Annotated in this window: 24 protein-coding genes; 14 read left to right on the top strand and 10 right to left on the bottom strand. The window is 63.6% G+C overall.

The window, feature by feature from the left end; translation table 11 throughout:
- The first annotated feature begins 7 nt into the window (after nt 1-7).
- From ASD00_RS26445 to ASD00_RS26435, 3 genes are read left to right on the top strand one after another with little or no spacing between them, the layout of a single operon-like run.
- Nucleotides 8-1,888 (top strand): glycosyltransferase family 2 protein, encoded by a 1,881-nt coding sequence (locus ASD00_RS26445; RefSeq protein ID WP_113569557.1) that lies wholly within the window; start codon nt 8-10, stop codon nt 1,886-1,888.
- A gap of 55 nt (nt 1,889-1,943) precedes the next feature.
- Complete coding sequence (locus tag ASD00_RS26440; RefSeq protein ID WP_025424958.1) at nt 1,944-2,483, top strand: DUF995 domain-containing protein; 540 nt, start codon at nt 1,944-1,946, stop codon at nt 2,481-2,483.
- Nucleotide 2,484: 1 nt separating this feature from the next.
- The gene (locus ASD00_RS26435) at nt 2,485-3,453 is read left to right on the top strand and encodes a glycosyl hydrolase (RefSeq protein ID WP_025424957.1); all 969 of its coding nucleotides are present in this window, start codon (nt 2,485-2,487) and stop codon (nt 3,451-3,453) included.
- 106 nt (nt 3,454-3,559) lie between these two features.
- Here ASD00_RS26435 and hppD read toward each other — a convergent pair whose 3' ends face one another.
- On the bottom strand, nt 3,560-4,672 hold the full coding sequence (gene hppD, locus ASD00_RS26430; RefSeq protein ID WP_025424956.1) for a 4-hydroxyphenylpyruvate dioxygenase: 1,113 nt from the start codon (nt 4,670-4,672) through the stop codon (nt 3,560-3,562).
- Nucleotides 4,673-4,822: 150 nt separating this feature from the next.
- Here hppD and ASD00_RS26425 point away from each other — a divergent pair, with 150 nt between their 5' ends.
- Entirely contained in the window at nt 4,823-5,302 is a 480-nt protein-coding gene (locus tag ASD00_RS26425; protein WP_025424955.1) for an Lrp/AsnC family transcriptional regulator, read from the top strand.
- A 24-nt stretch (nt 5,303-5,326) separates the two neighbouring features.
- Here ASD00_RS26425 and ASD00_RS26420 read toward each other — a convergent pair whose 3' ends face one another.
- The gene (locus tag ASD00_RS26420; RefSeq protein ID WP_025424954.1) at nt 5,327-5,794 is read right to left on the bottom strand and encodes a MarR family transcriptional regulator; all 468 of its coding nucleotides are present in this window, start codon (nt 5,792-5,794) and stop codon (nt 5,327-5,329) included.
- A gap of 175 nt (nt 5,795-5,969) precedes the next feature.
- On the opposite strand from ASD00_RS26420, the gene hmgA reads away from it, so the two are divergent.
- The 6 genes from hmgA to ASD00_RS26390 all read left to right on the top strand — a co-directional run bounded on the left by hmgA (nt 5,970) and on the right by ASD00_RS26390 (nt 12,296).
- Entirely contained in the window at nt 5,970-7,337 is a 1,368-nt protein-coding gene (gene hmgA, locus ASD00_RS26415; protein ID WP_025424953.1) for a homogentisate 1,2-dioxygenase, read from the top strand.
- On the top strand, nt 7,334-8,203 hold the full coding sequence (locus tag ASD00_RS26410; protein WP_025424952.1) for an MBL fold metallo-hydrolase: 870 nt from the start codon (nt 7,334-7,336) through the stop codon (nt 8,201-8,203). The genes hmgA and ASD00_RS26410 overlap by 4 nt, the downstream gene beginning before the upstream one ends.
- A gap of 12 nt (nt 8,204-8,215) precedes the next feature.
- A complete protein-coding gene (locus ASD00_RS26405) occupies nt 8,216-9,232 on the top strand; it encodes a fumarylacetoacetate hydrolase family protein (protein ID WP_025424951.1) in 1,017 nt (338 codons plus the stop codon).
- Between the two features lie 32 nt (nt 9,233-9,264).
- On the top strand, nt 9,265-9,903 hold the full coding sequence (maiA, locus tag ASD00_RS26400; protein WP_025424950.1) for a maleylacetoacetate isomerase: 639 nt from the start codon (nt 9,265-9,267) through the stop codon (nt 9,901-9,903).
- A gap of 165 nt (nt 9,904-10,068) precedes the next feature.
- Nucleotides 10,069-10,953, top strand: coding sequence for a formyltetrahydrofolate deformylase (purU, locus tag ASD00_RS26395; RefSeq protein ID WP_025424949.1), 885 nt, complete (start codon nt 10,069-10,071; stop codon nt 10,951-10,953).
- 161 nt (nt 10,954-11,114) lie between these two features.
- Complete coding sequence (locus ASD00_RS26390) at nt 11,115-12,296, top strand: acetyl-CoA C-acyltransferase (RefSeq protein ID WP_025424948.1); 1,182 nt, start codon at nt 11,115-11,117, stop codon at nt 12,294-12,296.
- A gap of 194 nt (nt 12,297-12,490) precedes the next feature.
- Here ASD00_RS26390 and lpdA read toward each other — a convergent pair whose 3' ends face one another.
- From lpdA to ASD00_RS26365, 5 genes are all read right to left on the bottom strand, one after another.
- Nucleotides 12,491-13,885, bottom strand: a complete 1,395-nt coding sequence (lpdA, locus tag ASD00_RS26385; protein WP_025424947.1) for a dihydrolipoyl dehydrogenase — start codon at nt 13,883-13,885, stop codon at nt 12,491-12,493.
- A 7-nt stretch (nt 13,886-13,892) separates the two neighbouring features.
- Nucleotides 13,893-15,176: a dihydrolipoamide acetyltransferase family protein gene (locus tag ASD00_RS26380; RefSeq protein ID WP_025424946.1), complete on the bottom strand. Its 1,284-nt coding sequence runs from the start codon at nt 15,174-15,176 to the stop codon at nt 13,893-13,895.
- Nucleotides 15,177-15,178: 2 nt separating this feature from the next.
- Entirely contained in the window at nt 15,179-16,192 is a 1,014-nt protein-coding gene (locus tag ASD00_RS26375) for an alpha-ketoacid dehydrogenase subunit beta (protein WP_025424945.1), read from the bottom strand.
- Between the two features lies 1 nt (nt 16,193).
- Nucleotides 16,194-17,426 (bottom strand): 3-methyl-2-oxobutanoate dehydrogenase (2-methylpropanoyl-transferring) subunit alpha, encoded by a 1,233-nt coding sequence (locus tag ASD00_RS26370; RefSeq protein WP_025424944.1) that lies wholly within the window; start codon nt 17,424-17,426, stop codon nt 16,194-16,196.
- 330 nt (nt 17,427-17,756) lie between these two features.
- Nucleotides 17,757-19,088 (bottom strand): FAD-binding oxidoreductase, encoded by a 1,332-nt coding sequence (locus ASD00_RS26365; protein WP_057210088.1) that lies wholly within the window; start codon nt 19,086-19,088, stop codon nt 17,757-17,759.
- 186 nt (nt 19,089-19,274) lie between these two features.
- On the opposite strand from ASD00_RS26365, the gene ASD00_RS26360 reads away from it, so the two are divergent.
- Entirely contained in the window at nt 19,275-19,673 is a 399-nt protein-coding gene (locus tag ASD00_RS26360) for a winged helix-turn-helix domain-containing protein (protein WP_025424942.1), read from the top strand.
- Here ASD00_RS26360 and modC read toward each other — a convergent pair.
- The 3 genes from modC to modA all read right to left on the bottom strand — a co-directional run bounded on the left by modC (nt 19,648) and on the right by modA (nt 22,313).
- Complete coding sequence (modC, locus tag ASD00_RS26355; protein WP_025424941.1) at nt 19,648-20,721, bottom strand: molybdenum ABC transporter ATP-binding protein; 1,074 nt, start codon at nt 20,719-20,721, stop codon at nt 19,648-19,650. The genes ASD00_RS26360 and modC overlap by 26 nt on opposite strands.
- Nucleotides 20,718-21,419: a molybdate ABC transporter permease subunit gene (modB, locus tag ASD00_RS26350; protein ID WP_025424940.1), complete on the bottom strand. Its 702-nt coding sequence runs from the start codon at nt 21,417-21,419 to the stop codon at nt 20,718-20,720. Before modB ends, modC begins: the two co-directional genes overlap by 4 nt.
- Before the next feature lie 102 nt (nt 21,420-21,521).
- A complete protein-coding gene (gene modA / locus ASD00_RS26345) occupies nt 21,522-22,313 on the bottom strand; it encodes a molybdate ABC transporter substrate-binding protein (protein WP_025424939.1) in 792 nt (263 codons plus the stop codon).
- A gap of 209 nt (nt 22,314-22,522) precedes the next feature.
- Between modA and ung the strand changes: the two genes are divergently transcribed.
- The 3 genes from ung to cobG all read left to right on the top strand — a co-directional run bounded on the left by ung (nt 22,523) and on the right by cobG (nt 25,629).
- Nucleotides 22,523-23,221: a uracil-DNA glycosylase gene (gene ung, locus ASD00_RS26340; RefSeq protein WP_057210086.1), complete on the top strand. Its 699-nt coding sequence runs from the start codon at nt 22,523-22,525 to the stop codon at nt 23,219-23,221.
- 128 nt (nt 23,222-23,349) lie between these two features.
- On the top strand, nt 23,350-24,120 hold the full coding sequence (cobF, locus tag ASD00_RS26335; RefSeq protein WP_025424937.1) for a precorrin-6A synthase (deacetylating): 771 nt from the start codon (nt 23,350-23,352) through the stop codon (nt 24,118-24,120).
- Nucleotides 24,121-24,255: 135 nt separating this feature from the next.
- Nucleotides 24,256-25,629 (top strand): precorrin-3B synthase, encoded by a 1,374-nt coding sequence (gene cobG / locus ASD00_RS26330; RefSeq protein WP_025424936.1) that lies wholly within the window; start codon nt 24,256-24,258, stop codon nt 25,627-25,629.
- The last annotated feature ends 1 nt before the right edge of the window (nt 25,630 follow it).

Here is a 25,630-nt window from a genome sequence, read left to right as displayed (position 1 = left end):
TTCGGCGATGCTCGTGGCGCTTTTTTCGACACGCATGCGGATTGCGAACGGCTTCGGCATCGCAGCCTGGATTGTCGCATTCCTGTTCTTCTGGGCGTGGTGGCTTGATCCCGCCCATGTCACCCATTGGCCATCCTACGTCATGATTACGATCGTGGTCGGCTGGATCACACTACTGCCTGCCTATTTCATCTTCATCTTCGCAGGCGCCAAGGTCGCGGGAAAGAACGGCCGGGCCGTCCCGAACGGCCGGATCGCCATGGTCGTGACCAAGGCGCCGTCAGAACCTTTCACTGTTGTCCGCAAGACGCTGCTGGCAATGCTCGATCAGATCGGCTGCGATTACGACGTATGGCTGGCGGACGAGGATCCGTCGCCTGAGACGATCGATTGGTGCGCGCGGCAGGGTGTGCTCGTTTCGACGCGCAAGGGGGTTGCTGACTACCACCGCGCCACCTGGCCGCGGCGCACCCGCTGCAAGGAGGGAAACCTCGCCTATTTCTACGATCATTATGGCTATGAACGCTATGATTTCGTCGCCCAGTTCGATGCCGATCACGTGCCGGAGCCGACCTATCTCGTCGAGGTGCTGCGCCCGTTCAACGACCCGAAGGTCGGCTACGTCTCGGCGCCAAGCATCTGCGATGCCAATGCGGCGCGCAGCTGGTCGGCGCGCGGTCGCCTTCACGCCGAAGCGAGCCTGCACGGCTCGTTGCAGGCGGGCTACAACAACGGCTGGGCGCCGCTTTGCATCGGCTCGCATTATGCCGTTCGCACCAAGGCGCTGAGAGAGGTCGGCGGTCTCGGGCCAGAGCTTGCCGAAGATCATTCGACCACGCTCCTGATGAACGCCGGCGGCTGGAAGGGCGTGCATGCCCTGCATGCGATCGCCCATGGGGATGGGCCCGCGACCTTTGCCGATCTCGTTATCCAGGAATTCCAGTGGTCGCGCAGCCTGGTAACGATCCTGCTCAAATATTCGCCGGTCTATGTGCCCAGGCTGCCGATGCGGCTGAAGTTCCAGTTCGTCTTCTCGCAGCTCTGGTACCCGCTGTTTTCCCTGTTCATGGCGTTGATGTTCGTCATGCCGATCATGGCGCTGGTCATGGGGCGGAGCTTCGTCGCCGCCACCTATCCCGACTTCCTGCTGCACTTCGCGCCGCTGTCGCTGGTTCTGATCGGGCTTGCCTATTTCTGGCGCTCGACCGGCACGTTCCGTCCTTTTGATGCGCGGGTTCTCAGCTGGGAAGGCATGCTGTTTCTCTTTGCCCGCTGGCCTTGGTCGCTGCTCGGCTGCGCCGCGGCTGTGCGCGATCACGTCAGCGGCTCCTTTGTCGATTTCCGCATCACGCCCAAGGGCGCAGGACCGGCAGCCCCCCTGCCGCTGCGCGTCATGATGCCCTACCTCCTGCTATCGCTCGGCTCAGCGCTTGCGCTTTGGCTCGTCTCCGACGCCGGCACGGCGCGCGGCTTCTACATCTTTACCGGCATCAATGCCCTTGTTTACGCCGGGCTGGCTGCCACCATCCACGTCCAGCATGCGCGGGAGAACCGCCTTGCCCTCGTTCCCCGTACGGCCATGACGGCGCTGACCGCTGGCTGTCTCGTGGTCATTTCGGTGCTGTCGGGACAGTCGGCCATCCGCCATGGCGCGGAGGCCACCGAGGCGCTCTCGCAGGGACTCGGTTTCGTCGGGCTCACCGAAGCGAAGTTTTCGGTCGCCGGTGCCGGGCAGGGTGGATCGGACCTCAGGGTCGTTCGTTTTCGCCTGAAATGGAAAGGGTTTTCGTCGTCCGCGACAGACGGGCTGCGGAAAGGCTCCGGCTTGCCGGAGGTGCGTGAGACGAGGGTGACAGGCAAGGTCGGGCGGCTTCAGGCATCGCTGTAGCGCAGCGTGCCGCAGGCCTCTCGCACCGCAAAAGGCCCTCAAGCGAGGAGAAAAAATGATGAAACGGTCCATGAATGTATTGCTTTTGCCGCTTCTGCTGCCTCTCGCAGCCTTTGCGGTCTATACCGGCGCGCAACCCGCCAGGGCGAAGACGGAGATCAAGCCGATCCCCTTGAGCGCCTACGAGGTCTATTCTCTCTACCGGAACAAGACCTGGCAATGGCCGACGGGCGGCGCCCGCTTCACCGCGCATGACAGGAAGCTGGTCGCCTTCGTGAACGACAAGGGCAAACGCTCGTTTGCGGAAGGCAACTGGTACGTCAGTGATCTCGGTATGATGTGCATGCAGGCGAAATGGACGGCGCTCGATGGCTCCGGTCCGGCCCGCACCTGTTTCGGGCACAGCAAGATTGGCGACACGATTTATCAGCGGCGCGTGCCGAATGGCGAGTGGTACGTCTTCAAACATGCCAAGCCCAAGCCCGGCGACGAATACAGGAAACTCGTTGCTTCCGACGCAATCACGGAAAAGGCGTTACGCCTGAAGGACCAATACCTGGTCAAGAAGAGCGGTCGAACCGCCACAGGAGGATGACATGAAACGCAAATTGGCATTCGCCCTATGCACTGCGCTCGCCTTCAATCTGGGGTCCGGCGCGGGCCTGGTATCAGCGTTGGCACAGGAGAAGGCCGATCTTGCCGCCAATGGTAATGCAGGTCAGACACAGACAATGGCCGACAAGCGCCCCGTCATCCACCCCGGCGGAACGCGGCTCGGTGCCTATGATCCGCATGGCGATTTCGGCGACCAGACCGATGTCTCGACAGAGCATCTGTTCCTGCCATGGGAAGACGTGGATCTGGAATCGTTGCGCCTGGCTGACGCCTACGCGCTTCAGCGCAAGCGCAAGCTGCTGGTTACCATCGAGCCGTGGTCATGGTCGCTCGACTGGAAGCTGACGCCTGACCAGTTGCGCGACCGGACACTCAGGGGCGACTACGACGCCAACATGGAAGCGATCGCCAGCATGCTTGCCGAGCTGAAGAGCCCGGTCATCGTGCGCTGGGGGCAGGAGATGGAGGACACATCGGGACGGTTCTCCTGGGCCGGATGGGCGCCGCAGGACTACGTCAAAGCCTACAAGCACGCGATGGATATCGTGCGCAAACGAGTACCCAATGTCCAGCTGATGTGGTCGCCCAAGGGCATGCCGAACCTCGGCGAGTACTATCCGGGCGACGACTATGTCGATCTCGTCGGTCTTTCGGTGTTCGGTCTCGAACAGTTCGACGCGATCGAATACGGCGGGCCTCACACCTTCAAGCAGGCGCTGAAACCCGGCTACGGTCTTGTCGCCAAATACAACAAGCCGATCTGGGTCGCCGAGCTCGGTTGGCAGGGCGGCGCGCCCTACATGCAGTCCTGGATCGACACCGCCACACAGCCCGACCCGGATTTCCCAAACCTGGCCGAGGTCGTCTATTTCAACGATCGGGACGTGCATGAATGGCCGCATGAACTCGGTCGGCCGAACTGGCGCGTGGTCAACGACGCCACGAACTGAGTGCGGCGACAGTGCCGGAACCAAAAAAGCCCCTCGCCAGCGGGCGAGAGGCTTTTGTAAGACTCGAGAATAGCGCCACCACAAGAGAATGGAGGCGCTGTCCGTGCTACTCGGCCGCCTGCGGCCCGAGTTCGCCACGGCGGATCTGGTCGGCCTCGATCGATTCGAACAGGGCACGGAAATTGCCCTCGCCGAAACCTTCGTCACCCTTACGCTGGATGAACTCGAAGAAGATCGGTCCGATGACGGTCTTCGAGAAGATCTGCAGCAGGATCTTCGTCATGCCGCCGTTCACCACGCCTTCGCCATCGATCAGGATACCGTGCTTCTTCATCCGGTCGATCGGTTCGTCATGGCCGTGTACACGGTCATGCGACATGTCGTAGTAGGTTTCCGGCGGGCCTGGCATGAACTTCAGGCCATTGTCCGCCAGCTTGTCGGTGGCGTCGTAGATGCCTTCGGTGCCGACGGCGATGTGCTGGATGCCTTCGCCCTTGTATTTGCGCAGATATTCCTCGATCTGGCTGGTATCGTCCTTGGACTCGTTCAGCGGAATGCGAATCTTGCCGCAGGGCGAGGTGATCGCCCGGCTGACGAGGCCGGTGATGCGGCCGTCGATGTCGAAGAAATGGATCTGGGTGAAGTTGAACAGCTCGCGGTAGAAGGCCCACCACTTGTCCATGTTGCCGCGATAGACGTTGTGCGTCAGGTGGTCGAGATAATAGAAGCCGACGCCTTCCGGCTTCGGATTGCGCTCGCCGGTCCATTCGAATTCGGCCTCATAGGCCGAGCCCTTGGCGCCGTAGGTATCGACGAAATAGAGCAGCGACCCGCCGATGCCGACGATCGCAGGAACATCGAGACATTTGTCGGTGCCTTCGTAGGGGATGGCTCCCTTGGAGACCGCGTGGTCGAAGGTGTGCTTGGCGTCGACGACGCGCCAGGCCATCGACGGGGCGCAGGGGCCGTGCTCGTCGACGAAGCGCATGGCATGCGAGCCCGGCTCGGCATTCAGGATGTAATTGATATCGCCCTGTCGCCAGACGGTAATGTTCTTGCTCTTGTGTCTCGCGACAGGGCTGTAGCCCATGCGGGTAAAGAGCTCGGCGAGCTTCTCCGGCTCCGGATGGGCGAATTCGACGAATTCGAAGCCATCCGTACCAGCCGGGTTCTCCGCGGTAATCGTTGCGGGCGGGGCGTCATGCGGGAACGGGCCCATCGGAAGTCTCCTCTTTAAGTTCTCCAGATTTCTCTGGCCTCCAAACTTTGCTGGAGTATGACGCAAATTCGATGCATGATGCTTGTATTCTTGTGCGTTTTGAGCAGGATGCCGCACAAAACGTGCGAAATACTGTATAAGGATGCATGAATGGAGCAGCTTGACGGGTTCGATCTCAAGATCCTCAGCGAACTGCAGCGCGACGGACATCTCACCAACAACGAGCTATCGGAGCGCATCGCCCTTTCGCCCTCGCAATGCTCGCGCCGCCGCACCCGCCTGGAGGCGGAAGGCTTCATCACGGGCTATCAGGCGCAGATCGACCGGCAGAAGCTCGGACTCGATCTGATGGTGGTGATTTCGGTGACGCTCGCCACCCACAACCGCGACAACGCCAAGCGCTTCGGCAAGCTGATCTCGGCTCTGCCCGAGGTTCTGGAGGCTTACGCGCTGACCGGCGAAATGGATTATCACCTGCGGGTGGTGACGCCGGACCTCGCCGGCCTCTCGCGCTTCGTCAACGATGTGCTGCTGCCGCATGACAGCGTGCAGCACGTCAAGACGTCGATCGTGCTCGACACCTTGAAGAGTTTCCAGGGCGTGCCGATCCCGGAACGCATGAAAGGCTGATATCAGCGCCGGCTGGTACAAGGCTCATTTGCGGGAAGGGCGCTTCTCGGCCCTGTCGATCGCCCGTTCGATCGCTTCAAGGCCGGCGCATAGCGCCTTCAAGCCGCCGGCGCCGATCAGTTCGTTGAGGTGCGCCTGGTAGACGCTCGCAAGTCCTGTGAGTTCGCCATAGGCCAGCCGGCCGGCCCTGGTCAGTTCCAGATGTTCCAACCGGCGGTCGTCTTCGTCCTCGCTGCGCTTCAGCCAGCGCCGCTCCTCAAGCGCCGAGACGGCGCGGCTGACCTTGGTCTTGTGCATGGCCGAATGGGTGCCGACTTCCGTCGCCGTCATCGCACGGGCCGAGCTTCCAAGCGCCGCCAGCGTGCGCCACTCGGGGCGCGTCAACTGATAGCGCGCCTTGTATTCGGCTGCGAAGCGCACGGCGACGAACTCGGCGGCGCGGTTCAGTCGGTAGGGCAGGAATGCGTTGAGCTCGAAGCCATCGGCCGCCATCTGTGGCATCCTTGATAGTTACAAAATCGATAGTTACGATTGCAACTAATAGGGCGGCAGCGCGCCACCGTCCATTCGGATTTGGGGCGGCGCCCATATGTATAGAACGTGCCGTGGACTTCCGGGATCAGCCGTGATCCTCGATGGGCAGGCACCAGAGGAGGAGGTTGAGGTCATGTTGGACAAGGCACAGAAGCAGGCGGGCGCCGGGTCGACTGCTGATCAGTCGCTTGATTACATGCCGGGGTTCGGCAACGATTTCGAGACCGAAAGCCTGCCGGGCGCCTTGCCGCAGGGCCAGAACAGTCCGCAGAAATGCGCCTACGGTCTTTATGCCGAACAGCTCTCCGGTTCGCCCTTCACCGCGCCGCGCGGCACCAATGAGCGCTCCTGGCTCTACCGTATTCGCCCGAGCGTGCGTCACACCGGGCGGTTCCAGAAAATCGACTATCCGTACTGGAAGACCGGGCCGCATGTGGCCGATCATTCGCTGGCTCTTGGCCAGTTGCGCTGGGGGCCGCTGCCGGCGCCGTCGGAAAAATTGAACTTCCTCGAAGGCATCCGCACCATGACGACGGCCGGCGACGCGCTGACGCAGGGCGGCATGGCAGCCCACGCCTATGCCTTCAACGCCGATATGGTCGACGACTATTTCTTCAACGCCGACGGCGAGCTTTTGATCGTGCCGGAATGCGGCGCCATCCAGGTGTTCACCGAACTCGGCAAGATGGATGTCGAGCCTTCGGAGATCTGCCTGGTGCCGCGCGGCACCATGTTCAAGGTGACCAGGCTTGGCGACGAAAAGGTCTGGCGCGGTTACATCTGCGAAAACTACGGCGCCAAGTTCACACTGCCGGATCGCGGTCCGATCGGCGCCAACTGCCTTGCCAATCCGCGCGACTTCAAGACGCCGGTAGCTGCATATGAAGAAAAGGAAACGCCCTGCCGCGTGCATGTGAAGTGGTGCGGCGCCTTCCACGTCACCGAGATCGGCCATTCGCCACTCGACGTCATCGCCTGGCATGGCAATTACGCGCCCTATAAATACGATCTCAGGACCTTTTCGCCTGTTGGAGCGATCCTGTTCGATCATCCTGATCCGTCGATCTTCACCGTGCTCACCGCGCCGTCGGGCGAGGAGGGAACGGCGAATGTCGATTTCGTCATCTTCCCGCCGCGCTGGCTGGTGGCCGAACACACCTTCCGGCCGCCCTGGTATCACCGCAACATCATGAGCGAGTTCATGGGCCTGATCTATGGTCGCTATGATGCCAAGGAGGAGGGCTTCGTGCCCGGCGGCATGAGCCTGCACAACATGATGCTGGCCCACGGGCCGGACGCATCAGGTTACGACAAGGCGACAAACAGCGAGTTGAAACCGGTGAAGCTCGATCATACGATGGCCTTCATGTTCGAAACCCGCTTTCCGCAGCAATTGACCCGCTTCGCCGCCGAACTGGAGACGTTGCAGGACAACTACATCGATTGCTGGACCGATCTGAAAAAGCGCTTCAACGGCACGCCGGAAGGCGACTGGTCTTGAGAGCACGCCTGGTTCTGCTCGGCAGCAAGGGTGGCCCGGCAATCCGTCCGGGCGGCCCTTCGCCGACCTCGTCCTTGCTTGAAATCGGCGGCCGCACTGTGGTTGTCGACTGCGGCCTCGGCGTCACCCGCGGCCTCACCGATGCCGGCGTCAGCCTCAAAGCGCTGGATTTGATCTTCATCACCCATCTGCATTCCGATCACGTGCTCGAGCTCGGGCCCTTGATCCACACCGCTTGGACCGCCGGTCTCGCAACGACCGTGCGCGTCTTCGGCCCGCCGGGAACCCGCGACTACTGGCACGGCTTTCTGCAGGCGATGAAATTCGACATCGTTATCCGCGTCATCGACGAGGGCCGGCCCGATCTGCGCCAACTCGTCGACATCGTCGAATTTGCCGAGGGCCCGGTCCTGGCCGAAGGCGACCTGGCGGTGTCGGCGCTGCGCGTCGATCATCCGCCGGTGACCGATTGCTTCGCGCTGCGGTTCGACCATGCGGAGGCGAGCGTGGTATTTTCGGCCGACACGGCCTATTTCCCGCCGCTCGCCGATTTCGCTGATCGTGCCGACATTCTGGTGCATGAGGCAATGCTGACAGAGGGCGTCGATCGGCTGGTGGCGCGCACCGGCAACGGCGCGCGGCTGAAGGAGCACCTGCTGGCAAGCCACAGTTTTGCCGGAGAGGCCGGTGCGATTGCCACGGCGGCCGGCGTCGGGCGGTTGGTGCTGCATCATCTCATCCCGGCCGACGATCCTGAAATCACGCACGCTCATTGGACGGCTGCCACGCGCAAAAGCTGGACCGGTGCCTTGACGATCGCGTCTGACGGCCTTGTTGTGGAACTTGCGGACGAATCGTCTGCGTAGAGGGAGGATTGCATGAAACTGGCGACACTCAAGGATGGCTCGCGTGACGGAAAACTCGCGGTCGTCTCCCGCGATCTCACCCGCTGCTCGGAGGTCGGGCACATTGCCCGCACGCTGCAGGCCGCACTCGACGACTGGGCACATACAGGGCCGCGGCTCGAGCGCGTTGCCGAAGGCATCGAAACCGGTGCGCAGCCAACGGTCCGCTTCCACGAGCACGATGCGCTTTCGCCGTTGCCGCGCGCCTATCAGTGGGCGGACGGTTCAGCCTACGTCAATCACGTCGAGCTGGTGCGAAAAGCCCGCAACGCCGAGATGCCGGCGAGCTTCTGGACCGATCCGCTGATCTACCAGGGCGGCTCGGACAGCTTCATTGCGCCGCGCGATCCGATCCTGATGGCGGATGAAAGCTGGGGCGTCGACATGGAAGGCGAGATCGCCGTCGTCGTCGACGACGTGGCGATGGGTGCCTCGATCGAAGAGGCGCGCGCCGCCATTCGGCTGGTGATGCTGGTCAACGACGTGTCGCTGCGCGGTCTTATCCCGGCCGAACTCGCCAAGGGTTTCGGTTTCTATCAGTCGAAGCCGTCGTCTGCCTTCTCGCCGGTCGCCGTCACGCCGGATGAATTGGGCGACGCCTGGGATGGCGGCAAGCTGCATCTGCCGCTTCATGTCGACCTCAACGGCAAGCCTTTCGGCCGCGCGGACGCCGGCGTCGACATGACCTTCGATTTCGGCCAACTGATTGCGCACGCGGCCAAGACGCGGCCGCTTGCATCGGGCACGATCATCGGTTCGGGCACCGTCTCCAACAAGCTCGACCGTGGTCCCGGAAAACCGGTCTCCGAAGGTGGCGCCGGCTACTCCTGCATTGCCGAGCTGCGCATGATCGAGACCATCGTTGGCGGCGCGCCCAAGACGCACTTCCTGCGCTTCGGCGACATCGTGCGCATCGAGATGAAGGACAAGGCGGGCCATTCGATCTTCGGTGCGATCGAGCAGTCGGTCGGGCCTTACGAAAAGGCCTGATTGTGGGCAGCGCACGCGACGAGGATAGCAGCATGGCCGAGACCGATCTCTATGACTATTGGCGGTCCTCGGCGAGCTACCGTGTCCGCATCGCGCTGAACAGTCTCGGCGAGACCTATCGATCGGTGCCGGTGGACCTGCTTGCCAGGGGCCATCGGCAAGCGGAACATCTCGACCGCAATCCGCAGGGGCTCTTGCCCGTGCTCGACATCGATGGCGAGCGGTTCACGCAATCGCTCGCCATCATCGAGTATCTGGCGGAAACGCGGGAAGCGGCCGGCTTCCTGCCTGATGATGCGGTGGGGCGGCAGCGCGTGCGCGCGCTGTCCTACGCGATCGCGATGGACATCCATCCCGTCTGCAATCTCGGCGTCGTATCCTTCGTCATGGCCAATGCTGCAGACGGCGAGGCCGCGCGCCGCGACTGGATGCGCAAGTTCATCGGCGAGGGCTTGGCGGCGTTCGAGCGCCTGCTCGACCACCCGTCAACCGGGAGCTTCTGCCACGGCGACAGCCCCGGCATGGCCGATTTCTGCCTGGTGCCGCAGGTCTACAATGCCCGTCGCTGGGACGTCGATCTTTCCGCCTGCCCGAAACTTGTCGCCATCGACCAGCGCTGCGCCGAGATCGACGCGTTTGCCCGCGCCCATCCCGATCGCACCCCGCGCTAGCCAATCCAGGCGCCATTCACAAAGCCGCACCGGTGCCGGCTGGCCGGTTCCGTCCAGCCGATGTCGCGAATGGATCGACAGCCGGGCGAAGGCCGCGCTAGTTTTCGCGGTGACTGGCCGTATAAGGGGGGCCGGAAAAACCTCTGGAGCGAGAGACAGATACCGATGAAAAGCTATGTGCTGACCGTCACCTGCAAGTCCACCCGCGGCATCGTTGCCGCCATTACCGGTTATCTCGCGGAAAAAGGCTGTTATATCACCGACAGTTCGCAGTTCGACGACCTGCAGACGGGCCTGTTCTTCATGCGCCTGACCTTCATCAGCCAGGACGGCGTCAAGCTCGACGAGCTGAAGGAAGGCTTTGCGCCTGTTGTCAAGCGGTTCGACATGACCTGCGAGATCCGCGACAGCGAAGAGCGCATGAAAGTGCTGCTGATGGTGTCGCGTTTCGGCCATTGCCTCAACGACCTGCTCTACCGCTGGAAGATCGGCGCCTTGCCGATCGATATCGTCGGCGTCATCTCCAACCACTTCGATTACCAGAAGGTGGTCGTCAACCACGACATCCCCTTCCACCACATCAAGGTGACCAAGGAGAACAAGCCGCAGGCCGAAGCACGCATGCTGGAGATCGTCGAGCAGACGGACGCCGATCTGGTCGTGCTCGCCCGCTACATGCAGGTTCTGTCCGACCAACTCTGCAAGAAGATGTCCGGCCGGATCATCAATATCCACCATTCCTTCCTGCCGTCGTTCAAGGGCGCGAACCCCTACAAGCAGGCCTATGAGCGCGGCGTGAAGCTGATCGGTGCGACGGCGCACTATGTCACCGCGGATCTCGACGAGGGTCCGATCATCGAGCAGGACATCGCCCGCATCACCCATGCCCAGAGCGCCGAGGACTATGTCTCGATCGGCCGCGACGTCGAAAGTCAGGTGCTGGCGCGCGCCGTACACGCCCATATCCATCATCGCTGCTTCATCAACGGCAACCGCGTCGTCGTCTTCCCGGCGAGCCCCGGCAGCTATGCTTCCGAGCGCATGGGCTGATTGCCGGCCGGCAGCCCGACCTGCCATCGCCGGGCGTTGTCCCGGCGGTGGAACACGTGAAAATCCGATCCGGTCGCTGGCGCCAACAAGTCGCGTTGCACTGCACAATCGCTGCGCTATAGTCGCTTCCAACCGCGAGAGAGGCGGTGCAGGAGGAAGACATGGACAAGCTTGACCCGGTCGTCATCGTTTCGGCGGCACGCACACCGATGGGCGCCTTTCAGGGCGGCCTCAAGGATTTGACGGCGCCGGAGATCGGCGCCATCGCGCTGAAGGCGGCGCTTGCGCGCGCCGGCCTCGATGCCGTCGACGAAGTGCTGATGGGCAATGTACTGCCCGCGGGCGTCGGCCAGAACCCGGCGCGCCAGGCGGCACTCGGCGCCGGCCTCGGCATGGAAACGCCGTCGACCACGATTTCGAAAGTTTGCGGTTCGGGCATGAAGGCGCTGATGCTCGGCCATGACACGCTGCTTTCCGGCGGCGCCACGGCGCTTGCGGTCGGCGGCATGGAGTCGATGACCAATGCGCCCTATCTACTGCCCAAGGCACGCGGCGGTTTTCGCCTCGGCCACGGCGAAGTCAAGGATCACATGTTCCTCGACGGTCTCGAGGATGCCTATTCCGGTCGGCTGATGGGCACCTATGCCGAAGATACGGCCGAGCACTACCAGTTCTCCCGCGAGGATCAGGATGCCTTTGCCCTGCGTTCGCTGGAACGCGCCGTGAAGGCATTGGAGGATGGTTCGTTTGCCGAGGAGACGGTTGCGATCAACGGCGCCGGCAAGCGACAGACCGTAACGCTTGACCACGATGAGCAGCCCGGAAAGGCGGACCCGGCAAAAATCCCGAAGCTGAAGCCGGCGTTCCGTGAAAACGGCAGCGTGACGGCCGCCAACTCCTCCTCGATCTCAGACGGTGCGGCAGCGCTCATCCTGATGCGCGCAAGCGAGGCGGAGAAGCGTGGGCTGACGCCGCTTGCGATCGTTGCCGGCCATGCCGGTCATGCGCAGGAGCCAGCCTGGTTCACCACCGCGCCGATCGGAGCCATTGAGAAGCTGCTGTCAAAGCTCGATTGGGAAAAGAACAGCGTCGGGCTCTATGAAATCAACGAAGCCTTCGCCGTGGTTGCCATGGCTGCGGTCCGCGACCTCGGCCTTTCCGACGACATCGTCAACATCCACGGCGGCGCCTGCGCGCTCGGCCACCCGATCGGCGCTTCCGGCGCCCGGATCATCGTGACGCTTCTGCACGCGATGCGCGCCAAGGGCGTCAGGCGCGGCATCGCCTCCCTCTGCATCGGCGGCGGCGAGGCGACGGCGGTGGGGCTGGAGTTGTTGCAGTAAGGGGGGCATTGTCGCCGCCCTCATTCCTGTGCTTGTCACAGGAATCCAGCAGCGCCGCGTCTGCGGCGCTGAAGGGCTTCTTTCCTCCGAAGAGCTGAATGCGCGATGACGATTCATTCACGGCGCCGACGCGCCGTAGCTGGATTCCTGTGACAAGCACAGGGATGAGGTGAGAGGAGATCGTCTCTCGCCGTTCAGATATGCAGCGCGTGGCCCAAAGCCTTGAGGGCCGCCTCCTGGAACGCTTCCGATTGCGTTGGGTGAGCATGGATCGTGCCGGCGATGTCTTCTAGGCGCGCGCCCATCTCAATCGCAAGTCCGAAGCTTGCCGAAAGCTCGGACACGCCGTGGCCAACGGCCTGGATGCCGAGGACCAGATGGTTGTCGGCGCGCGCGACGACGCGCACGAAACCGTCCTCCGACAGCGTCGTCATGGCGCGGCCGTTCGCCTGGAAGGGAAACTGGCCGATCTTGATCTCGATGCCGCTGGCACGGGCTTCTTCCGGCGATAGTCCTGATGTCACGATCTCCGGGTCGGTGAAGCAGACGGCGGGAATGCAGCGCTTGTCCCAGGCGCGTTTGTTGCCGGCGACGATCTCCGCGACCATTTCCCCTTGCGCCATGGCGCGGTGGGCCAGCATCGGCTCGCCGGTGACGTCGCCGATCGCATAGATGCCGCGCATCGACGTGCGGCACTGGTCGTCGATGCGGATGAATTTTCCGGCGCGGTCGAGATCGATTTCTTCAAGCCCAAAACCTTCGGTCACGGGTTTGCGGCCGACCGTCACCAGAACCTTTTCCGCCGGTACCTCGATCGGCCGACCATTGTGCTCGGCAAGCAGGCTCTTGCCGTCGGCGGAGAGCCCCTTGGCAACTGTCTGGGTGAACACTTCGATGCCGAGTTCGCCGAGCCGCTTGGCAATCGGCTTCGACAGATCGGCGTCATATTGCGGCAGGATGCGCGTCTGCGCCTCGAGCACGGTGACGTGAGCGCCGAGCTTGGCAAAGGCGGTGCCGAGTTCCAGTCCGATGTAACCGCCACCGATGACGGCAACGCTGGCCGGCACGCTTTTCAACGACAGCGCCTCGGTCGACGAAATGATCGAGCCGCCGAACGGCATGTCGGGAAGCTCGATCGGCGCCGAGCCGGTGGCAATCACGATCGCGTCGGCGCGAATGCGCTGCAGGCCGATCTCGGTCTCGACATCGACCGTCTTGCCGTCGACGAAACGGGCGACGCCGATGACGGCCTTAACGCCTGCCTTCTTCAGAAGGCCGGTGACACCGCCGTTCAGCCGGCCGACGATGCCGTCCTTCCAGGCAACGGTGCGGGCGAGATCGATCGTCGGGTTGGCGAGCGACAGGCCGAGCGGACTGCGGCCGGAGGCAGCCGAGCGCAACTTATGGAATTCGTCGGCGGCGTGGATGAGCGCCTTGGACGGGATGCAGCCGACATTGAGGCAGGTACCGCCGGCCTTCGCCTTCTCGACGATGACGGTGTCGACGCCGAGCTGGCCAGCGCGGATGGCGCAGATGTAGCCGCCGGGGCCGGCACCGATGACGAGCAGCTTGCAGGAAATTTCCTTCATGATCGCCTCATGCCTCCACGAAAATCAGCGCTGGCGTTTCGAGCAGAGCCTTCAGCCGCTGCACGAAGGTGGCCGCATCCCAGCCATCGATGACGCGATGGTCGAAGCTCGACGACAGGTTCATGATCTTGCGCGGTACGAATTGCGCACCGTCCCAGACCGGGCGAACCGCCAGCTTGTTGACGCCAACGATCGCGACCTCGGGGTGGTTGATAACAGGGGTCGTGACGATGCCGCCGAGTGCGCCGAGCGAGGAGATGGTGATGGTCGAGCCGGTGAGCTCGTCGCGGGTCGCGGTGCCAGTACGGGCCGCTTCCGCCAGCCGGTTGAGCTCGACGGCGCAATCCCAGATGCCGCGCGCTTCGGCGTGGCGCACGACCGGCACGGTCAGGCCCGCCGGCGTCTGCGTGGCGATGCCGATATGTACCGCGTGGTGACGGTTGATGATGCCGGCGCCATCGTCGAAGGTGGAGTTCACACCCGGCAGATCGGCGATCGCCCGCACAAGCGCGCGCATCAGATAGGGCAGGATCGTCAGCTTCGGCTGATCCGGCTTGCGATCGCGGTTCATCATGGTGCGCAGGTCTTCGAGTGCTGTCATGTCGACCTCCTCCACATAGGTGATGTGGGGGATGCGCGAGGTCGACAGCGTCATCTTCTCGGCGATGCGGCGGCGTAGACCGGTCACCTTGATCTCGTCGATGGCGGTCTTGCGCACGAGCCCGGCAGGGACTGCCACCGGCTGCGCGCCACGGGCAAGAAACTGGTCGAGATCATCATGGGTGATGCGCCCGGCAGGCCCGGTGCCGGTCACCTGGCGCAGGTCGACTCCGCTTTCGCGGGCGCGCAGGCGCACGGCGGGGGAGGCCAGTGCCTTCTCCAGGCGCTCGGATGAAACATGCACGCCGTTCTTGGCCGGGGCCGCCGTCTTCGCCTCGACCTTTGCCGGTTGGCTCGGTGTTGCGGCCGGGGCTTCGGTCTTCGGCACCGGTTTTTCCTCCGCCTTGGCCGCTGGCTTTTCTTCGGCCGCAAGAGCCTCCGTGCCTTCGCCGGCGATTTCGATGCGAACGAGAGGGGCCTTGACCGCCACCGTGTCGCCGATCTCGGCACCGAGCCAGAGCACCGTGCCGTTGACCGGTGAGGGGATCTCGACCGTCGCCTTGTCGGTCATGACGGCGGCGAGGATCATGTCCTCGCGCACGGGATCACCGGGTTTCACATGCCATTCGACCAGTTCGGCCTCGGCCACGCCTTCGCCGACATCCGGCATCTTGATTACGAATTCGCCCATGCTCAGGCCTCCATCACTTCGACGAGCGCGCGTCCGACGCGCGCCGGGCCGGGGAAATAGTCCCACTCCTGGGCATGCGGGTAGGGTGTGTCCCAGCCGGCGACGCGCACGACGGGGGCTTCCAGATGGTAGAAGCAATACTCCTGGACGAGGGAGGCGATTTCGCCGCCGAAGCCCGATGTCAGCGTCGCCTCATGCACGACGACGCAGCGGCCGGTCTTTTCGACCGACTGGACGATGGCGTCGAGATCGAGCGGCAGCAGGCTGCGCAGGTCGATCACCTCGGCGTCGATGCCGGTTTCTTCCACTGCTGCCAGCGCCACATGCACCATGGTGCCATAGGCGACGACGGTGACGGCCGAGCCCTTGCGACGCACTTCCGCCTTGCCGATCGGGATCGTGTAATGCCCCTCCGGCACCTCGCCGAGATCGTGTTTCGACCAGGGGATGACGGGCCGGTCGTGATGGCCGTCGAAGGGACCGTTATAGAGCCGCTTCGGCTCCAGGAACATCACCGGATCGGGGTCTTCGATCGAGGCGATCAGCAGGCCCTTGGCGTCATAGGGATTGGACGGCACCACGACCTTGAGGCCGCAGACATGGGTGAACAGCGCTTCCGGGCTCTGGCTGTGCGTCTGGCCGCCGAAGATGCCGCCGCCGGTCGGCATGCGCAGCACGATCGGGCAGGTGAAGTCGCCGTTGGAGCGATAGCGGATGCGGGCTGCTTCCTGGGTGATCTGGTCGTAGGCGGGGTACATGTAGTCGGCAAACTGGATCTCGACGCAGGGTTTCAGCCCGTAGGCCGCCATGCCGATTGCCGTGCCGACGATGCCGCTTTCGCTGATCGGCGCGTCGAAGCAGCGGGTCTTGCCATATTTCGCCTGAAGCCCTTGCGTGCAGCGGAAGACGCCGCCGAAGTAACCGACGTCCTCGCCGAAGACGACGACATTGTCATCGCGCCCCATGGAGACGTCCATGGCGCTGCGCACGGCCTCGATCATTGTCATTCTGGCCATATCAGTATCCTGCCTTCTGGCGCTGGCGGCGAATATGTGGCGGCATCTCGGCGTAGACGCCTTCGAAGATGTCGCGCACCGATGGCTTGCCGCCGGCATGCAAGGTGCCGTGGCCTTCTGCCTGCTTTTGCGCCTGGATCACCGCGTCGACGATCTCGGCTTCCGCCTGGGTGTGGCGCTCTTCCGACCAGGCGCCACGCAGGATCAGGTGCTTTTTCAGCCGGAGGACCGGGTCGCCGAGTGGCCAGGCTTCCGATTCCGTCTTCGGCCGGTAGGCGCTCGGATCGTCGGAGGTGGAATGTGCTCCGACCCGGTAGGTGACATATTCGATCACCGTCGGGCCGAGGTTGCGCCGGGCGCGCTCCGCCGCCCATTTGGCGACCGCATAGACGGCGAGATAGTCGTTGCCGTCGACGCGCAGTGCCGGGATGCCGAAGCCGAGGCCGCGGGCGGCAAAGGTGCCGGAGCCGCCGCGGGCGATGCCCTGGAAGGTCGAGATCGCCCACTGATTGTTGACGATGTTGAGGATAACAGGCGCCTTGTAGGTGGAGGCGAAGACGAGCGCTGAGTGGAAGTCGGATTCCGCCGTCGAGCCGTCGCCGATCCAAGCGGCCGCGATCTTGGTGTCGTTCTTGATCGCCGAGGCCATGGCCCAGCCGACAGCCTGGACATATTGCGTGGCGAGGTTGCCGGAGATGGTGAAGAAGCCATGTTCCTTGGAGGAATACATGATCGGCAACTGGCGGCCGCGCAACGGATCGCTCTCGTTCGAGAAGATCTGGTTCATCATCTCGACCATCGGGTATTCGTCGGCGATCAATAGGCCCGCCTGGCGATAGGTCGGGAAGTTCATGTCGCCCTTGTTCAGCGCCTTGCGGAAGGCGCAGCTGACCGCCTCTTCGCCCAGATGCTGCATGTAGAACGAGGTCTTGCCCTGCCGCTGCGCCATGACCATGCGCGCATCGAAGGCGCGCAGCGTCATCATGTGCTTGAGGCCGGCCAAGAGTTCGTCGTCCGACAACAGCCCGGCCCAGGGGCCGACCGCCTCACCGTCGCGGTTGAGTACGCGGATGATCGAATAGGCGAGGTCGCGGATCTCTTCCGGGGCGACATCGATTTCCGGCCTCGGAACGGAGCCCGCCTTCGGAATCTTGACGTTGGAAAAGTCCGGCTCGCCACCCGGCCGGACGGCCGGTTCGGGGACATGCAGGCTAAGTCGATCGGGATCGCTCATGCGGTTTCCGGCCTCCCTCCGGAGTGCGCGACGCGCACCAGTCAGCATCGGGGAAAACGGGATGTCGCCGCATGGCAAAAGTGGGCGGGACCACCTGCGGGCTCCTCCGCCCCAGATCGTCACGCCTTCCTCCTCAGCCCGTTCTCCCGACGGGAATGCACACAGACTGCCATGAGTTCAGGGGCTTATGAAGGCCTTTCGGCCGCCCGGGCTGCTTGCAGCAGAAGAAAGACAGATTCCTGCCATCGCCATGCCAGCGGCAGATGCGGCTGCGATTCCAGGTCCGGCTCACGCGTAATTTTCTTGCGCGACCACTTGCCGTTCGGATGATCAAACCGGCGGAGCGATGGTGATCGGGGTGCCGTCGGAGAAACGTGAGAGGCGAAAAGGTGTGGGGTCGACGATCGGTTTTTGACCGGTAACGAGGTCGGCGACCAGATGTCCGGCCCCTGGGCCGATGCCGAAGCCATGGCCGGAAAATCCTGCGGCGACGACCAGGCCGGGCAGGCTTTCGACCGTAGAAATCACCGGCACGGCGTCGGGCGTGACGTCGATCAGGCCGGCCCAGACCTGCTGTACGCGAGCGTCGCGGAGGGACGGCAATGCCTTTTTTGCTTCATCGAATGCGCGCAGCGCGGAATGCTGATCGGGTTGCGGATCCAGCACCCGGTGCCGCTCGAAGGCGCCTGGGCGGTTGAGTGGAACGGAACCGATCTCGAAGAGTTCGCGCCAGCTCTGGGCACTGAGGCCGACCTGGACGGAATCGCCCTCGGCCTTCCGCGCCGGTTGGAAATCGCGGAAAAAGGCGACACTATCAGGCACAACGGGGTGCAGATTGGCGCCACCGTCGGCAATCGTGTAGCCGCCGTCGAGGCGTTTGCGATAGGCGTAGCTGCCCGTCGCGCCCGCGCCCTCGGGGCCGCCCGATACCGCACTGGTCCGGAGCACTGTGTTGCGCACTTTCAGTTGCGGCAGCCGGATGCCGAGCCCCTTGAGGAAGAGGCGTGACCAGGCGCCCCCGGCCACGACCACGGTCGCGGTTTCGATCCGGCCCTTCTCGGTGACGACGGCACTGATCCGGCCGGCCGTCCTCTCGACACCGCGGACGGCACAGCCGGACAGAACGCGGGCGCCGGCGCGCCTGGCTCCGGCAACGATTGCCGGTACCGCCTTTTGCGGTTCGGCCCTGCCGTCGCTCGGCGTGTGCAGCGCGCCCCAGTCGCGGATGCCTGCGCCCGGCATCAGGTCTTGTGTTTCTTCGGCCCCGATCTGCCGGCTGTCGACGCCATAGGGTCTTGCCATGGCAAGCCACGCATCGCGGTTGGCGATATCGGCATCGTTTTCGGAGATGTAGAGGATGCCGCTGCGGCGAAAGCCGGTTTCGCCTGCAACGCGGGCATCGAGCGTATCCCAGATCTTCAGCGCTTCGATCGCCAGCGGTATCTCCCGTTCGTCACGGCCCATGACGCGCACCCAACCCCAGTTGCGGCTCGACTGTTCCGCTCCGGGCACACCCTTTTCGCAGAGCACAACATCGATGCCGCGTTCGGCGAGAAACAGTGCGGTGCTGGCACCGATGATGCCGCCACCGACGATGACGACATCGGCTTTCGCCGGTTGGATCTGATCGGTTTCGACGGCATCGAGAGGGGGACCGGGCATGAGGGCAAGCTTTCAGGCGGGGTTTTGCGGACGCGCCATCGGTACATGCCGGCATCGCCAGATCAAGGCCCGGATTCTAGCCTTTCTGCACCCTTGATGTTTTGCCCGGTTCGGCCGATGTGAAATCGGCCGGGCCTGGCTTCAGACCGACTTTCGATTTGGCGCGCAAACTTCTATGTTTCGCGCATGAGTGACCGACCCGACGACCTTCGCCCTATTCTGCGCATCGACTTTCCGCCAGGGGACCGACTTGGGCGCGGCAAGATCATGCTTTTGGAACTCATCCGCGAGACCGGATCGATCTCGGCTGCCGGCCGCGCTATGGACATGTCCTACCGCCGGGCGTGGCTTTTGGTCGATGCGCTGAACCGGATGTTCCGGGAACCGTCGGTCGAAAGCCAGCGTGGCGGCAAACAGGGTGGTGGTGCGATGCTGACACCGTTCGGCGAAACGCTGATCCGCCGTTATCGCGAAATGGAGGCGAAGGCGAAGGCCGCCATCGCCGATGATCTCGCCTGGCTGGAGGCCGTCCGCGATCGGGAGCAGGCGAGTGCGCCTGTCAGTGATCGATCGCCACGGACTTGATGATCGCGTGGACCGGCTTGCCCTGATAAAGCTGGAGCGCATCGCGTGAAAAGGTGGTGATGCGGGCGGCGATCGTCGCGCTTCCGCAGTCCACCCGCACATCGACACTGCCGTTTTCGCCCACTGTCAGGTCGACGATCGTTCCCTCCAGCACGTTTAGAGCGCTGATGCCTTCAGGACGAACCGTCGCCAGCATGACGTCGCGTGCGGCAATATGCAGGCGCAGCGCGTGCCCCGGCGCCACGTCGATCCTTTGCACCCGGATCAGCCGGTCGCCGACCCGGACGGTTGTCAGATCGTGGGTGGCGTCGTGCATCTCGACCACGCCTTCGAGCAACACGCCCGCTTCGCGCCGGCCGGTTGCCAGTGCCGCCGCCGGCGCGCTCAACACTTCGGCGGCGGCGCCCGATGCCTTTACGCGGCCGTTCTCCAGCACGACGACCCGTTGCGCCAGGCGCGCGACCTCACTCACGGAGTGGCTGACATAGACGATCGGCACGCCCGCATCGTCGCGCAATCGCTCGAGATAAGGCAGGATCTCGGCCTTACGCGCATCGTCGAGCGCGGCAAGCGGCTCGTCCATGAGCAGCAGGCGGGGGGCGGCAAGCAAAGCGCGGCCGATGGCGACGCGCTGCCGCTCGCCGCCCGAGAGCGCCGAGGGGTTGCGCTCGAGCAGATGGCCGATGCCGAGCATGTCGACGACACGCGCCATGTCGGCCGCCTTTCCTGACCTGCCGGCAAACCAGCGGCCATAGGCAAGGTTGCTGCCGACGCTTAAGTGCGGGAACAGCCGAGCTTCCTGGAAGACATAGCCGAAGCGGCGGCGATGCACCGGCGTGAAGATCCGTCGTTCGCTGTCGGCGATGATGTCGCCGTCCAGCACCACGCGGCCGCTTTCCGGCTTCATCAGTCCGGCGATGATGTTGATCAGCGAGGTCTTGCCCGAGCCCGAGCGGCCGAACAGCGCGGTGACGCCGCCGTCGGAGGTGAAGGTGGCGTCGACGGAGAAATCCCCGAGCCGATGGCGGGCTTCAACGAGAAGGCTCATGCGGCAACCGTTCGCTTGGCGGCGGCGTTTGCCAGCAGCTCCGAGAGCATCAGCGCCGCCATGGAGATGATCACCGAGATGATCGTCAGGCGCATGGCGCCGGCATCGCCGCCCGGCACCTGGGTGAAGGTGTAGATCGCAGACGACAGCGTCTGCGTTTCGCCGGGGATGTTGGAGACGAAGGTGATGGTCGCGCCGAATTCGCCCATCGCCTTGGCGAAAGCGAGGATCATGCCGGCGATGATGCCTGGCAGGATCAAGGGCAGCGTGATGGTGAAGAACACCCAGACCGGCCCGGCGCCGAGCGTGGTTGCGGCATCCTCGAGCTTGCGGTCGACCGCCTCGATCGACAGCCGGATACTGCGAACCATCAAGGGGAAGGCCATGACGGCGCAGGCGAGTGCCGCGCCGGTCCAGCGGAAGGAAAAGACGAGGCCGAAATTCTCGGCGAGAAAGGCGCCGATCGGTCCGCGACGGCCGAACAGCAGCAGCAGCAGGAAGCCGGTGACGACGGGGGGCAGGATCAGGGGCATGTGAACGAGGCCGTTTAGCGCCGTCTTGCCCCAGAAGCGTCCGCGGGCAAGCAGCATGGCGACCCCAAGCGCAAACGGCAGGCTGCAGACCATCGCAACCGTCGCCACGCGCAGGCTCAGCAGGATCGCCGTCCATTCCGCCTCGCTCAACTCCAACCAATCCAAAGTCATCCCACTCCCGGTCGAAATGCCCAGCGCCGCGCGATGTCCGCGCGGCGCTGGAGAAAGATAGATGCTTCGCCCGTTTCTGGACAGGCGCCGCACGCGCTATTTCAGGATAGTAAAGCCCTGCTTTTCGAAGAGCGGCGCTGCCTTGTCGGACTTGATGAAGTCGACATAGGCGGTCGCGTCGGCGTTCTTGCTGTCCGTGGTGACTGCGATCGGATAGATGATCGGCGGATGGCTGTCCTCGGGGAAGGTTCCGACGATCTTGACGCCCGGATCGGCTGCAGCGTCGGTCTGGTAGACAATGCCATAGGGCGCTTCCCCGCGCGAAACGAGCAGCAGTGCGGCGCGCACGCTCTCGGCGCCCGCAACCTTCTGTTCGACGCTCGACCAGACGCCGAGCTTTTCAAGCGCTGCCTTGCCGTATTTGCCGGCCGGCACGGAATCGACTGCACCCATCGCCAGGCGACCGTCACCGAGTAGCGTTGCCAGATCGAAGCCCTGCTTGATGTCGACCGGCTGCGCGTCTGTCTTGCCCGAGATGAGAACGATGCTGTTGCCGAGCAGGTTGGCACGGGTGTCGTCCTTGATCAGCTTCTTCTCGGCCAGATAGTCCATCCAGGCGAGGTCGGCGGAGATGAAGACGTCAGCCGGTGCGCCCTGTTCCACCTGCTTGGCGAGCGCGGAGCTGGCCGCATAGGAGACGGTCGTTTCCTTGCCGCTTTCTTTCTGCCATTCGGCATTGATCGCATCGAGCGCGTTCTTCAGGCTCGCGGCAGCAAAAACGGTTACCTTGTCCTCGGCCATGGCGGCGCTTGGCGCGAAGGTCGCGCCGGCCCAGGCGACGCCAAGGGCGAGCACCAGCCCCTTCAGCCATTGTCTGCGTTGCATCATCAGTCTTGCCTCCATCAAGTTCGTGATATTTTTCAGGATATAACGATATCTCATCCTGATTAGCGTTGTATCCATTGAAATACAATGCTGCTCGAAAGCGCTAGTAAAAGCCGTGAAACAAGCGGCTCGTCGCGCGGTTAGCGCTTGCGGCTGCGGGTGATCGCTCTAAATTCCGGGGCGGCAAGCGGATGAAACGGACCGGAGGCGTGATGGAAACGGCAGTGAAGCTCGAAGAAAGCTGGAAGGCGGCGTTGGAGCGCGAATTTTCCAGCGCGTATATGGGCGAACTCAAGCAGTTCCTGGTCGGCGCGCGCAGCGAAGGACGGCAGATCTTTCCGCGGGGACCTGAATATTTTCGGGCGCTCGATCTGACGCCGCTCGACAAGGTGCGCGTCGTCATCCTGGGGCAAGACCCGTACCACGGTGACGGCCAGGCGCACGGGCTCTGCTTCAGCGTGCGTCCGGGCGTCAGAACGCCACCTTCGCTCGTCAACATCTACAAGGAACTGAACGCCGACCTCGGTATTCCACCGGCTCGTCACGGCTTTCTCGAAAGTTGGGCGAAACAAGGCGTGTTGCTGCTCAACAGCGTGCTGACGGTCGAGCGCGGGCAGGCGGCTTCACATCAAGGGCGGGGCTGGGAGCGCTTCACCGACGCGATCATCCGCGCCGTCAACGAGGCCGATCACCCGGTGGTGTTTCTGCTGTGGGGTTCCTACGCGCAGAAGAAAGCCGCCTTCGTCGACCGCTCGCGCCATCTCGTTTTGCGGGCGCCGCATCCCTCGCCGCTCTCGGCGCATTCCGGCTTTCTCGGTTGCCGGCACTTTTCCCAGGCCAATGCCTTCCTCGCCTCGAAAGGCTTTGAGCCGATCGACTGGACGCTGCCGGAAAATCCGGAGGCACCTTAAGCGCGCGCGCCAAGCAATGACGCCGACGGCTGGGAGCGTGTCGCGGGCGGGTCTTGTGTCTCAATCGGCAATCCGCCAAAGACACTGCAACACTTTGATCTGCTGCAGATAACAAAGGCGAGGACCGCGTGCGAAAACTTCTGATCATCGGCATCGGCTCCGGCAACCCCGAGCATATGACTGTACAGGCGATCAATGCGCTCAACCGCGCCGACGTGCTGTTCATCCCGACCAAGGGTGAGAAAAAGACCGAGCTTGCGGAGGTGCGCCGCGAGATCTGCGCGCGCTACGTCACGCGCGCCGACAGCCGCACGGTCGAATTCGCTGTGCCGGTCCGCCGCACCGAGGGCGTCAGCTATGATGGCAGCGTCGACGACTGGCATGCCCGCATCGCCGAAATCTACGAGCGCCTGATCGATGGCGAACTGACCGAAGACGGAACCGGCGCCTTTCTCGTCTGGGGCGACCCAATGCTCTATGACAGCACCATCCGCATCGTCGAACGGGTGAAGGCGCGTGGCAAAGTCGCGTTCGACTATGACGTTCTTCCCGGCATCACCAGCCTGCAGGCGCTTTGCGCCAGCCACCGCATTCCGCTGAACCTTGTCGGCAAACCGGTCGAGATCACCACCGGGCGCCGCCTGTCCGAAAGTTTTCCGAAGCGCAGCCAGACGTCGGTCGTCATGCTCGATGGCGAGCAGGCATTCCAGCGGATCGACGATCCGGACGCCGAGATCTACTGGGGCGCCTATCTCGGAACGCCAGACGAAATCGTCATCTCCGGCCGCTTGGCCGACGTCAAGGACGAGATCCTGGCGACCCGCGCAAGGGAACGCCAGCGCATGGGGTGGATCATGGATATCTACCTCTTGCGCAAGGGTGCCGATTTCGAGGAATAGCCGCTGTTGTGCCTGCTTTCTCCAGGCTTTTCCCGTCGTCTTTGATCTCTCTCAACGTCGGTGGCTGTGCTATAGCGTCTGGTGAAAAAAAAGCCCAACGAGAGGGCGACCGCTGGGAGCGACCGAGACAAGACTATGAGCAGTTGCGCCGTGCCGACATCGCAAACAATGGATGCCGCCGCCTCTATGCGCCGGGGTGCGTGCCCGTCGCTTGCAGCACCGATGCCGACCGGCGATGGCCTGCTGGTGCGGCTGCGGCCGCTCGACGGCAGCCTGACGCTTTCCCAGTTCTCTGATGTCGCTGAGGCCGCCCGGCAGTTCGGCAATGGCATCCTGGAAATTACCGCGCGCGGCAATCTGCAGGTCCGCAGGCTGACGGCATCGACCGTTCCCGGCCTTGCCCAAGCGATCGGCGAAGCGGCGATCGTGGTCCCCGATGGAGTTGCCATCGAGACGCCACCGCTTGCCGGCATCGATCCCGAAGAGATCATCGACCCACGGATCCTCGCTGCCGTGCTGCGCAAAGAGATCGCCGCACGAGGCGCTGCACTGCGGCTGGCGCCGAAGCTCGCCATCATCGTCGATGGCGGCGGCCGGTTCCACCTCGGCGATACGGTTGCCGATCTCCGTCTGCAGGCTGTCGGGCGCGGCGGGGACGTCTGGTGGAACCTATCGCTTGCGGGAACCGCTGCAACGGCGAAGCCCATTTGCGCGCTTCGAACCGAGGCGGTCGTGCCGATCGTTATCCGGATTCTTGCAGCGCTGACCGACATCGGGCCGGCTGCGCGTGGCCGGGATCTCGAGATCGATGCGGTGCAGATGCTCTGTCCGGTGGGCGCCGACTTTGTCGAGATCGTTCCGGCTCCGATGTCGGTGTCTCCGGTCGTCGGTATCCACGATCTCGGCTCGACTGGTGCTGTCCTTGGCCTTGGGCTCGCCTTCGCCCAAATCGACGCTATCAGCCTCATCGCCCTTCTGCGGCAAGCCGCGGAGCTTGGGGCGCGAGAAATCCGGCTTGCGCCCGGCCACAGTTTCTTCATGCTGGGTCTGGAGCCGGAAGCGGCCGAAATCGTCCAGCGGCTGGCGCTGGCGCAGGGCTTTCGTATTGCAGCGGATGACCCGCGAAACCACATTGCCACCTGCGCCGGCAGCACCGGCTGCGCTTCCGCATGGATGGACACCAAGGCGATGGCGCGGCTATGGGTGGAAACGGCGCCGGATCTGCTCGACGGCTCGCTGACGGTGCACCTCTCCGGTTGCGTCAAGGGCTGCGCCCGTCCGAAGGCGTCGGCGTTGACGCTGGTGGGTGCGCCATCAGGATATGCGCTTGTCGTAAATGGGGCGGCGAAGGATGGCGCGAATGCCTACACCGATGAAAATGGAATGAAATCCGCGCTGGAACGGCTGGCTGGCCTGGTGCGGGAAAACAAAGACGCTGGCGAATCGGCGCGGTCCTGTCTTACACGGCTGGGTGCCGCGCGCGTCTCGGCTGCGTTCGAACAGGGATAGA

The organism is Ensifer sp. Root31, assembly GCF_001424825.1.
Lineage (GTDB): Bacteria > Pseudomonadota > Alphaproteobacteria > Rhizobiales > Rhizobiaceae > Ensifer > Ensifer canadensis.
The sequence above is the reverse complement of the archived record's forward strand: the minus strand, read 5'-3'. Positions and strand labels throughout refer to the sequence as shown.